Genomic DNA, 15500 nt, shown 5'->3' on the forward strand with positions numbered 1-15500 from the left:
AGGCGGTCGTACCGTCGGCGCCGGCGTCGTAGCAAAAATTATTGAATAAGTAGTTGATTTACTTGATCAGGCCGGTATAATGGCCGGCCTGATACAGCGTTACAGGTCAGTAGCTCAATTGGCAGAGCGACGGTCTCCAAAACCGTAGGTTGGGGGTTCGATTCCCTCCTGACCTGCCATTTCACCTCGGTGTGATGGCTTTCTTCTCACAGGATCCTCCTCGATGACTCCCAAAACTGAAGCCCAAGAATCGCGTTTTGATCTGTTCAAGTGGCTGGCTGTAGTGGCTTTGGTGGTTGTCGGTGTAGTGGGTAACCAGTATTACTCCGCCTCCCCGATCCTGTATCGCGTCCTCGCACTTCTCGTCCTGGCTGCTGTCGCGGGCTTTGTAGCTCTGCAGACTGCGAAGGGCAAGTCGTTCTTTGCGCTGGCGAAGGAAGCTCGTACCGAGATTCGTAAAGTCGTGTGGCCGACCCGCCAGGAAACCACCCAGACCACGCTGATTGTCGTGGCTGTCGTGCTGGTTATGGCACTGCTGCTGTGGGGTCTTGATTCCCTGCTCGGCTGGGCGGTCTCCTTGATCGTTGGCTAAAGGTGTCCCGTGGCTAAGCGTTGGTATGTTGTGCATGCTTACTCGGGTTACGAGAAGCATGTAATGCGCTCCCTGATCGAGCGCGTCAAGCTGGCTGGCATGGAAGACGGTTTCGGCGAGATCCTGGTCCCGACCGAAGAAGTCGTCGAAATGCGCAACGGCCAGAAGCGCAAGAGTGAGCGTAAATTCTTCCCTGGCTATGTACTGGTCCAGATGGAGATGAACGAAGGGACTTGGCACTTGGTCAAGGACACCCCTCGTGTGATGGGCTTTATTGGTGGCACCGCAGACAAGCCTGCGCCGATCACCGATAAAGAAGCAGAGGCTATCCTGCGTCGCGTTGCCGACGGTAGCGACAAGCCGAAGCCGAAGACGCTGTTCGAGCCGGGTGAAGTGGTTCGAGTCATTGACGGTCCGTTCGCTGACTTCAATGGTAGTGTCGAAGAGGTTAACTACGAAAAGAGTCGCCTGCAGGTAGCGGTGCTCATTTTCGGTCGCTCTACTCCGGTGGAGCTCGAGTTCAGCCAGGTCGAAAAGGTCTAGGCGGACGAAGCATCCCATACCCCGCAGCCCTGTGTGCTGCGGGGTTTTGTCGTCACTGGGATAAAACGCAAGTCATCCGGGGAGCCAACAGGCGTTCGTACCCGATTTTGGAGTAGCTCATGGCTAAGAAGATTCAGGCTTACATCAAGCTGCAAGTTAAGGCCGGCCAGGCCAACCCAAGCCCACCCGTTGGTCCAGCACTGGGTCAACACGGTGTGAACATCATGGAATTCTGCAAGGCCTTCAACGCCCGTACCCAGGGTCAAGAAGCCGGCCTGCCGACTCCTGTGATCATCACTGTCTACAGCGACCGTAGCTTCACCTTCGAGACCAAGAGCACCCCTGCCTCGGTTCTGCTGAAGAAAGCTGCTGGCCTGACCAGTGGTTCGGCTCGCCCGAACACCGTTAAAGTCGGTACCGTTACCCGTGCTCAGCTGGAAGACATCGCCAAAGCTAAACAGGCTGATCTGACTGCCGCTGACCTGGACGCTGCTGTACGCACCATCGCTGGCTCTGCCCGCAGCATGGGCCTGAACGTGGAGGGTGTGTAATGGCTAAGCTGACCAAACGCCAAAAGGCAATCGCCGAGAAAATCGAAGCAGGCAAGGCCTACAACTTCGAAGAAGCGGCCACTCTGCTGGCTTCGCTGCCGGCTGCCAAGTTCGTAGAATCCTACGACATCGCCGTTAACCTCGGTGTTGACCCGCGTAAATCCGACCAGGTCGTACGTAGCGCTACCGTGCTGCCGCACGGCACTGGCAAGACCGTTCGCGTTGCTGTCTTCACCCAGGGTCCAGCTGCTGAAGCCGCTCTGGCTGCCGGCGCTGACCGCGTAGGTATGGACGATCTGGCTGCCGAAATGAAAGGCGGCGACCTGAACTATGACGTCGTTATCGCATCGCCTGATGCCATGCGCGTTGTAGGTCAGCTGGGTCAGGTTCTGGGTCCTCGCGGCCTGATGCCTAACCCGAAAGTTGGTACCGTGACCCCAGACGTAGCCGGCGCCGTCAAGAACGCCAAGGCTGGTCAGGTTCGCTACCGTACCGACAAGAACGGTATCATCCACACCTCCGTTGGCAAGGTCGGCTTCGAAGCCGGCAAGCTGAAGGAAAACGTTGAAGCCCTGATCGCTGATCTGAAGCGTATCAAGCCAGCTTCCTCGAAAGGTATCTACGTCAAGCGCGTTACCCTGAGCACCACCATGGGCCCAGGTCTGGTCATCGATCAGAGCTCGCTGAACGTGTAAGAACATGGTGGCGCGACCTGTCGCGCCACCAGCAAAAATTGGGGTCCCTGCCTGGCGGGGGCTATCCAAGACCGTAGGCGGCGCAAGCCTTAAAACACCAGCCCACGCAGATGGTGCTCCCGATTCGTTACCGAATCAGACACCAAAACGACATCCGGCTCCGGCCAGATGAAACGGTAAAAACCAGGAGTAAACCCGTGGCAATTAAACTCGAAGACAAGAAGGCCATCGTCGCTGAAGTCAACGAGGCTGCCAAAGTCGCTCTGTCCGCTGTCGTGGCTGATGCCCGTGGTGTGACTGTAGGCGCAATGACCGGACTCCGTAAAGAGGCCCGCGAAGCTGGCGTTTACGTACGTGTCGTACGTAACACCCTGCTGAAGCGCGCTGTTGAAGGCACCGAATTCTCGATCCTCAACGACGCGTTCAAAGGCCCGACCCTGATTGCTTTCTCCAACGAACACCCGGGCGCTGCTGCTCGTCTGTTCAAAGAGTTCGCCAAGGGTCAGGACAAGTTCGAGATCAAGGCAGCTGCGTTTGACGGCAAGTTCCTTGCCGCTAACCAGATCGACGTGCTGGCAACCCTGCCAACTCGCGACGAGGCTATCGCACAGCTGATGAGCGTAATCCAAGGTGCAACCAGCAAGCTGGCTCGTACCCTGGCAGCTCTGCGCGACCAGAAAGAAGCTGCTGCTGCCTAAGGCACGCGCAACTCTTTCAAAATCATACGTTTAATTTGATGGCTGCGTAGGCTGTCACCCCAATACAGGATTGAAGTCATGTCTCTGACTAACGAGCAAATCATCGAAGCAATCGGCCAGAAAACTGTTCTGGAAATTGTTGAACTGATCAAAGCGATGGAAGAAACCTTCGGCGTTACCGCTGCTGCCGCTGTTGCCGCTGGCCCAGCCGCTGGCGCTGCTGCCGCTGTTGAAGAACAGACCGAGTTCAACGTCGTTCTGACCGAAGCTGGCGACAAGAAAGTAAACGTGATCAAGGCCGTTCGTGAACTGACCGGTCTGGGCCTGAAAGAAGCCAAAGAGAAAGTCGACGGCGCTCCTCAGGTTATCGCTGAAGGCGTTTCGAAAGAAGCCGCTGAAGACGCGAAGAAGAAGCTGGAAGAAGCTGGCGCTAAAGTCGAGCTGAAGTAATCTCGACCTTGCGACTCCAGTCCGAGCGTTGAGCGAAGGGCTGATGGCTGGTGGCTTATGCCACCGGCCTTTTTCCGTTATTGGTGGCCGGTCAGGCCGGCCCCGATAACAAGCTGCAAGACACCCATGTGGGTGGCGCAAACCAAGGGGTTTGCACGATTTTCTGGCTGCTCCCGCCGGGAGAAGCCAAACAAGCAGGTGACCAAGCTGGGGAACGCTGATGGCTTACTCATACACTGAGAAAAAACGTATCCGCAAGGACTTTAGCAAGTTGCCGGACGTCATGGATGTGCCTTACCTCCTGGCCATCCAGCTGGATTCGTATCGCGAATTCCTGCAAGCGGGAGCATCCAAGGATCAGTTCCGCGACGTCGGCCTGCACGCGGCCTTCAAATCGGTATTCCCGATCATCAGCTACTCCGGCAATGCTGCCCTGGAGTACGTAGGCTATCGCCTGGGCGAACCCGCCTTCGATGTGAAGGAATGTGTCCTGCGTGGCGTGACCTTCGCGGTCCCACTGCGGGTCAAGGTGCGCCTGATCATCTTCGACAAGGAATCGTCGAACAAAGCGATCAAGGACATCAAAGAGCAAGAAGTCTACATGGGTGAAATCCCCCTGATGACTGAGAACGGTACCTTCGTTATCAACGGTACCGAGCGTGTGATCGTTTCCCAGCTGCACCGTTCGCCTGGTGTGTTCTTCGACCACGACCGTGGCAAGACTCACAGCTCCGGCAAGCTGCTGTACTCCGCTCGCATCATCCCTTACCGCGGCTCCTGGCTGGACTTCGAGTTCGACCCGAAGGACTGCGTGTTCGTACGTATCGACCGTCGCCGCAAACTGCCGGCCTCGGTGCTGCTGCGTGCCCTGGGTTACAGCACTGAAGAAGTGCTGAACACCTTCTACACCACCAACGTGTTCCACATTTCCGGCGAGAAGCTCAGCCTGGAACTGGTACCTCAGCGTCTGCGTGGTGAGGTTGCAGTCATGGATATCCATGACGAAACCGGCAAAGTCATCGTCGAGCAGGGCCGCCGTATTACCGCGCGCCACATCAACCAGCTCGAGAAGGCCGGCGTCAAGCAGCTGGACGTTCCTATGGAATACGTCCTGGGCCGCACTACCGCCAAGGCCATCGTGCATCCGGCTACCGGCGAGATCCTGGCCGAATGCAACACCGAGATGACCACCGAACTGCTGATCAAGGTCGCCAAGGCACAGGTTGTCCGTATCGAGACCCTGTACACCAACGACATCGATTGCGGTCCGTTCATCTCCGATACCCTGAAGATCGACACCACCAGCAACCAGCTGGAAGCCCTGGTCGAGATCTACCGCATGATGCGTCCTGGCGAGCCGCCAACCAAGGATGCTGCCGAGACCCTGTTCAACAACCTGTTCTTCAGCGCCGAGCGTTACGACCTGTCCGCCGTTGGCCGCATGAAGTTCAACCGTCGTATCGGTCGTACCGAGATCGAAGGTTCGGGCGTGCTGAGCAAGGAAGATATCGTCGAGGTTCTGAAGACCCTGGTCGACATCCGTAACGGCAAAGGCATCGTCGACGACATCGACCACCTGGGTAACCGTCGCGTACGTTGCGTCGGCGAAATGGCCGAGAACCAGTTCCGCGTTGGCCTGGTGCGTGTCGAGCGCGCGGTCAAGGAACGCCTGTCGATGGCGGAAAGCGAAGGCCTGATGCCGCAAGACCTGATCAACGCCAAGCCGGTTGCGGCGGCGGTGAAAGAGTTCTTCGGCTCCAGCCAGCTGTCCCAGTTCATGGACCAGAACAACCCGCTCTCCGAGATTACCCACAAGCGCCGCGTCTCCGCACTCGGCCCAGGTGGTCTGACCCGTGAGCGTGCCGGCTTCGAAGTCCGTGACGTACACCCGACCCACTACGGCCGTGTGTGCCCGATCGAGACCCCTGAAGGTCCGAACATCGGTCTGATCAACTCCCTGGCTGCCTATGCCCGCACCAACCAGTACGGCTTCCTGGAAAGCCCGTACCGCGTGGTGAAGGAAGGCGTGGTCAGCGACGACATCGTGTTCCTGTCGGCCATTGAAGAGGCGGATCACGTCATCGCCCAGGCTTCGGCCGCGATGAACGAGAAGAAGCAGCTGATCGATGAGCTGGTAGCTGTTCGTCACCTGAACGAATTCACCGTCAAGGCGCCGGAAGACGTCACCCTGATGGACGTTTCGCCGAAGCAGGTTGTTTCCGTCGCTGCGTCGCTGATTCCGTTCCTCGAGCACGACGACGCCAACCGTGCATTGATGGGTTCGAACATGCAGCGTCAGGCTGTACCGACCCTGCGCGCCGACAAGCCGCTGGTAGGTACCGGCATGGAGCGCAACGTTGCCCGTGACTCCGGTGTCTGCGTGGTTGCTCGCCGCGGTGGCGTGATCGACTCGGTCGACGCCAGCCGTATCGTTGTTCGCGTTGCTGACGACGAAGTTGAAACCGGCGAAGCAGGTGTGGATATCTACAACCTGACCAAGTACACCCGTTCGAACCAGAACACCTGCATCAACCAGCGTCCGCTGGTGAGCAAAGGTGACAAGGTTCAGCGTGGCGACATCATGGCCGACGGCCCGTCCACCGACATGGGTGAACTGGCACTGGGTCAGAACATGCGCATCGCGTTCATGGCGTGGAACGGCTTCAACTTCGAAGACTCCATCTGCCTGTCCGAGCGTGTGGTCCAGGAAGACCGCTTCACCACCATCCACATCCAGGAACTGACCTGTGTGGCGCGTGACACCAAGCTTGGCCCAGAGGAAATCACTGCGGACATCCCGAACGTGGGTGAAGCCGCACTGAACAAGCTGGACGAAGCCGGTATCGTCTACGTGGGTGCCGAAGTCGGCGCTGGCGACATCCTGGTCGGCAAGGTAACGCCAAAAGGCGAAACCCAGCTGACTCCGGAAGAAAAACTGCTGCGCGCAATCTTCGGTGAGAAGGCCAGCGACGTTAAGGACACCTCCCTGCGCGTGCCAACCGGCACCAAGGGTACCGTCATCGACGTACAGGTCTTCACCCGTGATGGCGTCGAGCGTGACAGCCGCGCCCTGGCCATCGAGAAGATGCAGCTGGACGAGATCCGCAAGGACCTCAACGAAGAGTTCCGCATCGTCGAAGGTGCAACCTTCGAGCGTCTGCGTTCTGCCCTGAACGGCCAGGTGGTCGACGGTGGCGCGGGCCTGAAGAAAGGCACCGTGATCACTGACGAAGTACTGGACGGTCTGGAGCACGGTCAGTGGTTCAAACTGCGCATGGCCGAAGATGCACTGAACGAGCAGCTGGAAAAGGCTCAGCAGTACATCGTCGATCGTCGCCGTCTGCTGGACGACAAGTTCGAAGACAAGAAGCGCAAGCTGCAGCAGGGTGATGACCTGGCACCGGGCGTACTGAAGATCGTCAAGGTTTACCTGGCAATCCGTCGTCGCATCCAACCGGGTGACAAGATGGCCGGTCGTCACGGTAACAAGGGTGTCGTCTCGGTAATCATGCCGGTCGAAGACATGCCGCACGATGCCAACGGTACTCCGGTCGATGTCGTACTGAACCCGCTGGGTGTACCTTCGCGTATGAACGTCGGTCAGATCCTCGAAACCCACCTGGGCCTGGCGGCCAAAGGTCTGGGCGAGAAGATCGACCGCATGATCGAAGAGCAGCGCAAGGCCGCTGAACTGCGCGTGTTCCTGACCGAGGTCTACAACGAGATCGGCGGTCGTCAGGAAAACCTGGACGAGTTCACCGACGAAGAGATCCTGGCCCTGGCCCACAACCTGAAGAAGGGCGTGCCAATGGCTACCCCGGTCTTCGACGGTGCCAAGGAGCGCGAGATCAAGGCCATGCTGAAGCTGGCCGACCTGCCAGAGAGCGGCCAGATGGTGCTGTTCGATGGCCGTACCGGCAACAAGTTCGAGCGTCCTGTGACCGTTGGTTACATGTACATGCTCAAGCTGAACCACTTGGTGGACGACAAGATGCACGCGCGTTCCACTGGTTCCTACAGCCTGGTTACCCAGCAGCCGCTGGGTGGTAAGGCGCAGTTCGGTGGTCAGCGTTTCGGGGAGATGGAAGTGTGGGCGCTGGAAGCATACGGCGCGGCATACACCCTGCAAGAAATGCTCACAGTGAAGTCGGACGACGTGAACGGCCGTACCAAGATGTACAAGAACATCGTGGATGGCGATCACCGTATGGAGCCGGGCATGCCCGAGTCCTTCAACGTGTTGATCAAAGAGATCCGTTCGCTCGGTATCGATATCGATCTGGAAACCGAATAACACGTGACGCGAAGGGGAGTGGGGCAGGTAATGCCCGCTCCCTGCTCCGCCAGGAGGAAAGGCCTTGAAAGACCTACTGAATTTGCTGAAAAACCAGGGTCAAGTCGAAGAGTTCGACGCCATCCGCATCGGTCTGGCGTCGCCTGAAATGATCCGTTCGTGGTCGTTCGGTGAAGTTAAGAAGCCGGAAACCATCAACTACCGTACGTTCAAGCCTGAACGTGACGGCCTGTTCTGCGCCAAGATCTTTGGCCCAGTCAAGGACTACGAGTGCCTGTGCGGCAAGTACAAGCGCCTCAAGCACCGCGGCGTGATCTGCGAGAAGTGCGGCGTTGAAGTTGCCCTGGCAAAAGTTCGTCGTGAGCGCATGGCGCACATCGAACTGGCCTCGCCGGTTGCCCACATCTGGTTCCTGAAGTCGCTGCCGTCCCGTATCGGCCTGCTGATGGACATGACCCTGCGTGACATCGAGCGCGTGCTCTACTTCGAGAGCTACGTTGTTATCGACCCGGGCATGACCACTCTCGAAAAAGGCCAGCTGCTGAACGACGAGCAGTACTTCGAAGCGCTGGAAGAGTTCGGTGATGACTTCGACGCCCGCATGGGTGCCGAGGCTGTCCGCGAGCTGCTGCACGCTATCGACCTGGAGCACGAGATCGGTCGCCTGCGCGAAGAGATTCCGCAGACCAACTCGGAAACCAAGATCAAGAAGCTGTCCAAGCGCCTGAAGCTGATGGAAGCGTTCCAGGGTTCGGGCAACCTGCCTGAGTGGATGGTCCTGACCGTCCTGCCAGTGCTGCCGCCGGACCTGCGTCCGCTGGTACCGCTGGATGGCGGCCGCTTCGCGACCTCCGACCTGAACGACCTGTATCGTCGGGTGATCAACCGTAACAACCGTCTGAAGCGCCTGCTGGATCTGTCGGCGCCGGACATCATCGTGCGCAACGAAAAGCGCATGCTGCAGGAAGCGGTCGACGCCCTGCTGGACAACGGCCGTCGCGGTCGCGCCATCACTGGCTCGAACAAGCGTCCGCTGAAGTCCCTGGCCGACATGATCAAAGGTAAGCAAGGTCGCTTCCGTCAGAACCTGCTCGGTAAGCGTGTGGACTACTCTGGCCGTTCGGTAATTACCGTAGGCCCGACCCTGCGTCTGCACCAGTGCGGTCTGCCGAAGAAGATGGCCCTCGAGCTGTTCAAGCCTTTCATTTTCGGCAAGCTGGAAATGCGTGGTCTGGCGACCACCATCAAGGCTGCCAAGAAGATGGTCGAGCGCGAGCTGCCAGAGGTGTGGGACGTGCTCGCCGAGGTGATCCGCGAACACCCCGTGCTGCTCAACCGTGCGCCGACCCTGCACCGTCTGGGTATCCAGGCATTTGAACCGGTTCTGATCGAAGGTAAGGCTATCCAGCTGCACCCGCTGGTCTGTGCCGCGTACAACGCCGACTTCGACGGTGACCAGATGGCCGTTCACGTGCCGCTGACCCTGGAAGCCCAGCTCGAAGCGCGCGCGCTGATGATGTCGACCAACAACATCCTGTCGCCAGCCAACGGTGAGCCAATCATCGTTCCGTCGCAGGACGTGGTACTGGGTCTGTACTACATGACTCGTGAGGCCATCAACGCCAAGGGCGAAGGTCGCGTGTTCGCCGACCTGCAGGAAGTCGACCGCGTATTCCGCGCCGGCGAGGCTGCCCTGCACGCGAAAATCAAGGTTCGTATCAACGAAACCGTGAAAGAGCGTGATGGTTCCGTGGTCAAGAACACCCGCATCGTCGACACCACCGTCGGCCGTGCGCTGCTGTTCCAGGTTGTACCGGCAGGCCTGCCGTACGACGTGGTCAACCAGCCGATGAAGAAGAAGGCGATCTCCAAGCTGATCAACCAGTGCTACCGCGTGGTTGGTCTGAAAGAGACCGTAATCTTCGCTGACCAGCTGATGTACACCGGTTTCGCTTACTCGACCATTTCCGGCGTTTCGATCGGTGTTAACGACTTCGTTATCCCGGACGAGAAAGCTCGCATCATCGGTACCGCTACCGACGAAGTGAAGGAAATCGAGAGCCAGTACGCCTCCGGCCTGGTAACCCAGGGCGAGAAGTACAACAAGGTCATCGACTTGTGGTCGAAGGCGAACGACGAAGTGTCCAAGGCGATGATGGCCAACCTCTCGAAAGAGAAGGTCATTGACCGCGAAGGCAAGGAAGTCGAGCAAGAGTCCTTCAACTCGATGTACATGATGGCTGACTCCGGTGCGCGGGGTTCCGCAGCCCAGATCCGTCAGCTGGCCGGTATGCGTGGCCTGATGGCCAAGCCGGACGGCTCCATCATCGAGACGCCGATCACTGCGAACTTCCGTGAAGGTCTGAGCGTTCTGCAGTACTTCATTTCGACCCACGGTGCTCGTAAGGGTCTGGCGGATACCGCACTGAAGACTGCGAACTCCGGTTACCTGACTCGTCGTCTGGTGGACGTTGCCCAGGATCTGGTGGTTACCGAGATCGACTGCGGTACCGACCAGGGTCTGCTGATGACTCCGCACATCGAAGGCGGCGACGTTGTAGAGCCGCTGGGTGAGCGTGTACTGGGTCGTGTTATCGCCCGTGACGTGTTCAAGCCAGGCACCGAGGACGTCATCGTTCCGGCCGGTACCCTGGTCGACGAGAAGTGGGTCGAGTTCATCGAGCTGAACAGCATCGACGAAGTGATCGTGCGTTCGCCGATCAACTGCGAAACCCGCTACGGCATTTGCGCCAAGTGCTACGGCCGTGACCTGGCTCGCGGTCACCAGGTGAACATCGGTGAAGCTGTCGGCGTTATCGCCGCCCAGTCGATCGGTGAGCCGGGTACCCAGCTGACCATGCGTACGTTCCACATCGGTGGTGCTGCAAGCCGTACTTCGGCTGCCGACAGCGTCCAGGTGAAGAACGGCGGTATGGTGCGTCTGCACAACCTCAAGCAGGTTGAGCGTGCCGATGGCAACCTGGTTGCCGTATCGCGTTCGGGTGAGTTGGCCATCGCCGACGAATTTGGCCGTGAGCGTGAGCGTTACAAGCTGCCTTACGGTGCGGTGATTTCGGTCAAGGAAGGTGACAAGGTTGAAGCTGGCGCCATCGTCGCCAAGTGGGACCCGCACACCCACCCGATCGTTACCGAGCTGAAAGGTACCGTGACCTTCGTGGGCATGGAAGAAAACATCACCATCAAGCGTCAGACCGATGAGCTGACCGGCTTGACCAACATTGAAGTACTGGACGTCAAGGATCGCCCTGCCGCAGGCAAGGAAATCCGTCCGGCAATCAAGATGGTCGACGCCGCTGGCAAGGACCTGTACCTGCCAGGTACTGACGTACCTGCTCAGTACTTCCTGCCGGCTAACGCCCTCGTCGGCGTGGCTGACGGTGCTCAGATCGGTGTTGGTGATGTTATCGCGCGTATCCCGCAAGAAACGTCGAAGACCCGTGACATCACCGGTGGTCTGCCGCGTGTTGCCGACCTGTTCGAAGCGCGCCGTCCGAAAGAGGCCTCGATTCTGGCTGAAGTCAGCGGCACCATCGCGTTCGGCAAGGAGACCAAAGGCAAGCGTCGTCTGGTCATCACCCCGACCGACGGTAGCGATCCGTACGAAGAGCTGATTCCGAAGTGGCGCCACCTGAACGTCTTCGAAGGCGAACAGGTAAACCGCGGCGAAGTTATCTCCGACGGCCCGAGCGATCCGCACGACATCCTGCGTCTGCTGGGTGTGAGCGCGCTGGCGAAGTACATCGTCAACGAGATCCAGGACGTTTATCGTCTGCAAGGCGTTAAGATCAACGACAAGCACATCGAGACCATCCTGCGTCAGATGCTGCGCAAGGTCGAGATCTCCGAGTCGGGCGATTCCAGCTTCATCAAGGGCGACCAGATGGAACTGACCCAGGTACTGGTAGAGAACGAGCGTCTCGCCGCCGAGGACAAGTTCGTCTCCAAGTTCACCCGCGTGCTGCTGGGTATCACCAAGGCGTCGCTGTCGACCGAGTCGTTCATCTCCGCGGCTTCCTTCCAGGAAACCACCCGCGTACTGACCGAAGCGGCAGTAACCGGCAAGCGCGACTACCTGCGCGGCCTGAAAGAGAACGTGGTCGTGGGTCGTCTGATCCCGGCCGGTACTGGTCTGGCCTACCACAGCGAGCGTAAGCGTCGCCGTGATGCCGACAAGCCGCTGCGTGTGAGCGCCAGTGAGGTGGAAGCCGCACTGACCGAAGCGCTGAACTCCAGCGGTAACTAAGTACAGGGCAGGGCCCCGGCAAGCCCCGAGCGATCAGTGGCGACATGAAATGTTGCCGATGATCGGGCGGGGAGGGCCGGGGCCTCGTCTTGACTGGGTGCAAGATCCTCTTTAGACTTTTGTACCCTTAAATTTGGTGAGGCTCCGTCTCGCCAATTTTTGGCTTTCTTGCAAGACAATAGAGTCGCAAGACAATCAGTGGAGCTAGTAGATGGCAACTATCAACCAGCTGGTACGTCAGCCGCGTAAGCGTTCGGTCGAGAAGTCCGACGTTCCTGCGCTGCAGAACTGCCCGCAGCGTCGTGGCGTGTGCACCCGCGTGTACACCACCACGCCGAAAAAACCTAACTCGGCACTGCGTAAAGTATGCCGTGTGCGTCTGACCAACGGTTTCGAGGTTTCCTCGTACATCGGTGGTGAAGGCCACAACCTGCAAGAGCACAGCGTCGTCCTGATCCGTGGCGGCCGTGTAAAAGACTTGCCAGGTGTTCGTTACCACACCGTTCGCGGCTCTCTGGATACTTCGGGCGTTAAAGGCCGTAACCAGGGTCGTTCGAAGTACGGTACCAAGCGTCCGAAGTAATCGGTCGTTTGCAGACATCCATTTTTTTGAGTCGATAAGAGTAAGGTCGGGCGTAGGTCGAATGACCTGGTCCCGGGCTAACCTGAAGACCGTTTGAGGGCTTATCATGCCAAGACGTCGTGTAGCAGCAAAACGTGAGATCCTTGACGATCCGAAGTACGGATCCCAGATCCTCGCCAAGTTCATGAACCACGTGATGGAAAGCGGCAAGAAGGCCGTAGCCGAGCGCATCGTTTACGGTGCCCTGGATACCGTCAAAGCACGCAAGAACAGCGACCCCCTGGAAATCTTCGAGAAAGCTCTCGACGCCATCGCTCCGCTGGTCGAAGTTAAGTCCCGCCGTGTCGGCGGTGCCACTTACCAGGTTCCGGTTGAAGTTCGTCCATCCCGTCGTAACGCTCTGGCAATGCGCTGGCTCGTAGACTACGCCCGCAAGCGCGGCGAGAAGTCGATGGCTCTGCGCCTGGCCGGCGAGCTGCTGGATGCTGCTGAAGGCAAGGGTGCTGCAGTCAAGAAGCGTGAAGACGTGCACCGTATGGCCGAGGCCAACAAAGCGTTCTCGCACTACCGCTTCTAATTCAAGCATCAATCATTTTGCGAGGGCTTTATGGCTCGTACTACAGCAATTAACCGCTACCGTAACATCGGTATCTGCGCCCACGTTGACGCGGGCAAGACTACCACTACCGAGCGGATCCTGTTCTACACAGGTCTGAGCCACAAGATGGGCGAGGTGCACGACGGCGCCGCGACCACCGACTGGATGGTGCAGGAGCAGGAGCGCGGTATCACCATTACCTCCGCTGCCGTTACCACCTTCTGGAAAGGTTCCCGTGGTCAGTACGACAACTACCGCGTAAACGTCATCGATACCCCCGGCCACGTTGACTTCACCATTGAAGTAGAGCGTTCGCTGCGTGTACTCGACGGCGCGGTCGTTGTGTTCTGCGGTACCTCCGGCGTTGAGCCGCAGTCCGAAACCGTATGGCGTCAGGCCAACAAGTACGGCGTTCCACGTGTTGTATACGTGAACAAGATGGACCGTGCTGGTGCCAACTTCCTGCGCGTTGTCGGCCAGATCAAGAACCGCCTGGGTCACACCCCGGTTCCGGTCCAGCTGGCTATCGGTGCAGAAGACGACTTCCAGGGTCAGGTCGACCTGATCAAGATGAAAGCCATCTACTGGAACGAAGACGACAAGGGCACCACCTACCGCGAGGAAGAAATTCCTGCGGATATGGTCGAGCTGGCTAACGAGTGGCGCAACAACATGGTTGAAGCCGCCGCCGAAGCCAACGAAGAGCTGATGAACAAGTACCTTGAAGAAGGTGAGCTGACCGTCGAGGAAATCAAGGCAGGCCTGCGCGCGCGCACCCTGGCCAGCGAGATCGTTCCGGCTGTCTGCGGTTCGTCGTTCAAGAACAAGGGCGTTCCCCTGGTTCTCGACGCCGTGATCGACTTCCTGCCTGCTCCGACCGAAATCCCGGCGATCAAGGGTATCCACCCTGACCTGATCGACGTGCCGAAGGACGAAGTCAAGCCAGAGCAGTTCGACGAGCGTCACGCTGACGACAACGAGCCGTTCTCGGCTCTGGCGTTCAAGATTGCCACCGACCCGTTCGTTGGTACTCTGACCTTCGTTCGCGTTTACTCGGGCTTCCTGACCTCCGGTGACTCCGTCATCAACTCGGTCAAGGGCAAGAAAGAGCGCGTTGGTCGTATGGTGCAGATGCACGCCAACCAGCGTGAAGAGATCAAAGAAGTACGTGCGGGCGATATCGCCGCTCTGATCGGCATGAAGGACGTCACCACTGGTGACACCCTGTGCAACGCCGACAAGCCGATCATCCTCGAGCGTATGGACTTCCCAGAGCCTGTGATTTCGCTCTCCGTAGAGCCGAAAACCAAGGCTGACCAGGAGAAGATGGGTATCGCACTGGGCAAGCTGGCCCAGGAAGACCCGTCGTTCCGCGTCAAGACTGACGAAGAAACTGGTCAGACCATCATCTCCGGTATGGGTGAGCTGCACCTGGACATCCTCGTTGACCGCATGAAGCGCGAGTTCAACGTCGAAGCCAACATCGGCAAGCCGCAGGTTTCGTACCGCGAGAAGATCACCAAGTCCAACGTCGAGATCGAAGGCAAGTTCGTTCGTCAGTCGGGCGGTCGTGGTCAGTTCGGTCACTGCTGGATCCGTTTCTCGGAGCCGGATCAGGACGACAAGGGCAACATCACCGAAGGTCTGGTGTTTGCCAACGAAGTCGTTGGTGGTGTGATTCCTAAGGAATACATCCCTGCGATCCAGAAGGGTATCGAAGAGCAGATGAAGAACGGCGTTGTTGCCGGCTATCCTCTGATCGGCCTGAAGGCCGCGGTATTCGACGGTTCGTACCACGACGTCGACTCCAACGAAATGGCGTTCAAGATTGCTGCTTCGATGGCAACCAAGCAACTGGCCCAGAAGGGCGGTGGCGTGGTTCTCGAGCCGATCATGAAGGTCGAAGTTGTAACCCCGGAAGACTACCTGGGTGACGTGATGGGTGACCTGAACCGTCGTCGTGGTCTGGTCCAGGGTATGGATGAGTCGGTCTCTGGCCGTGTCGTCCGCGCTGAAGTTCCGCTCGGAGAAATGTTCGGTTACGCAACCGACGTTCGTTCCATGTCTCAGGGTCGCGCAAGCTACTCCATGGAATTCTCCAAATACGCCGAAGCTCCGTCGAACATCGTCGAAGCACTCGTTAAAAAACAAGGCTAATCCCCTTTAGGCAAGAGGTTCACTGTCGTGGCTAAAGAAAAATTTGATCGTTCCCTTCCCCACGTTAACGTCGGC

The 15500-nt window shown here is 58.4% G+C and carries 11 protein-coding genes and 1 tRNA gene; all 12 read left to right on the forward strand.

Going from position 1 to position 15500, the window contains the following annotated elements; genetic code table 11:
- Nucleotides 1-103 precede the first annotated feature (103 nt).
- Nucleotides 104-179 (forward strand) — tRNA-Trp (locus RYH74_RS25890).
- A 44-nt stretch (nt 180-223) separates the two neighbouring features.
- On the forward strand, nt 224-592 hold the full coding sequence (secE, locus tag RYH74_RS25895) for a preprotein translocase subunit SecE (protein WP_003257081.1): 369 nt from the start codon (nt 224-226) through the stop codon (nt 590-592).
- A 9-nt stretch (nt 593-601) separates the two neighbouring features.
- Complete coding sequence (gene nusG, locus RYH74_RS25900; protein ID WP_003255501.1) at nt 602-1135, forward strand: transcription termination/antitermination protein NusG; 534 nt, start codon at nt 602-604, stop codon at nt 1133-1135.
- Between the two features lie 119 nt (nt 1136-1254).
- The gene (gene rplK / locus RYH74_RS25905) at nt 1255-1686 is read left to right on the forward strand and encodes a 50S ribosomal protein L11 (RefSeq protein WP_003255500.1); all 432 of its coding nucleotides are present in this window, start codon (nt 1255-1257) and stop codon (nt 1684-1686) included.
- Nucleotides 1686-2381 (forward strand): 50S ribosomal protein L1, encoded by a 696-nt coding sequence (gene rplA / locus RYH74_RS25910; protein ID WP_013970629.1) that lies wholly within the window; start codon nt 1686-1688, stop codon nt 2379-2381. Before rplK ends, rplA begins: the two co-directional genes overlap by 1 nt.
- Nucleotides 2382-2578: 197 nt before the next feature.
- Entirely contained in the window at nt 2579-3079 is a 501-nt protein-coding gene (rplJ, locus tag RYH74_RS25915; RefSeq protein WP_003257082.1) for a 50S ribosomal protein L10, read from the forward strand.
- Between the two features lie 78 nt (nt 3080-3157).
- Nucleotides 3158-3529 (forward strand): 50S ribosomal protein L7/L12, encoded by a 372-nt coding sequence (gene rplL, locus RYH74_RS25920; protein WP_013970630.1) that lies wholly within the window; start codon nt 3158-3160, stop codon nt 3527-3529.
- 220 nt (nt 3530-3749) lie between these two features.
- On the forward strand, nt 3750-7823 hold the full coding sequence (gene rpoB / locus RYH74_RS25925) for a DNA-directed RNA polymerase subunit beta (protein ID WP_013970631.1): 4074 nt from the start codon (nt 3750-3752) through the stop codon (nt 7821-7823).
- A gap of 64 nt (nt 7824-7887) precedes the next feature.
- Nucleotides 7888-12087, forward strand: a complete 4200-nt coding sequence (gene rpoC / locus RYH74_RS25930) for a DNA-directed RNA polymerase subunit beta' (RefSeq protein WP_025337488.1) — start codon at nt 7888-7890, stop codon at nt 12085-12087.
- A 211-nt stretch (nt 12088-12298) separates the two neighbouring features.
- A complete protein-coding gene (gene rpsL / locus RYH74_RS25935) occupies nt 12299-12670 on the forward strand; it encodes a 30S ribosomal protein S12 (RefSeq protein ID WP_003255492.1) in 372 nt (123 codons plus the stop codon).
- Between the two features lie 106 nt (nt 12671-12776).
- Nucleotides 12777-13247, forward strand: coding sequence for a 30S ribosomal protein S7 (gene rpsG / locus RYH74_RS25940; protein ID WP_003246741.1), 471 nt, complete (start codon nt 12777-12779; stop codon nt 13245-13247).
- Between the two features lie 30 nt (nt 13248-13277).
- A complete protein-coding gene (gene fusA, locus RYH74_RS25945) occupies nt 13278-15425 on the forward strand; it encodes an elongation factor G (protein ID WP_025337489.1) in 2148 nt (715 codons plus the stop codon).
- Nucleotides 15426-15500 lie beyond the last annotated feature (75 nt).

The sequence above is a fragment of the Pseudomonas sp. LSJ-87 genome, assembly GCF_032971465.1.
Classification (GTDB): domain Bacteria; phylum Pseudomonadota; class Gammaproteobacteria; order Pseudomonadales; family Pseudomonadaceae; genus Aquipseudomonas; species Aquipseudomonas putida_Z.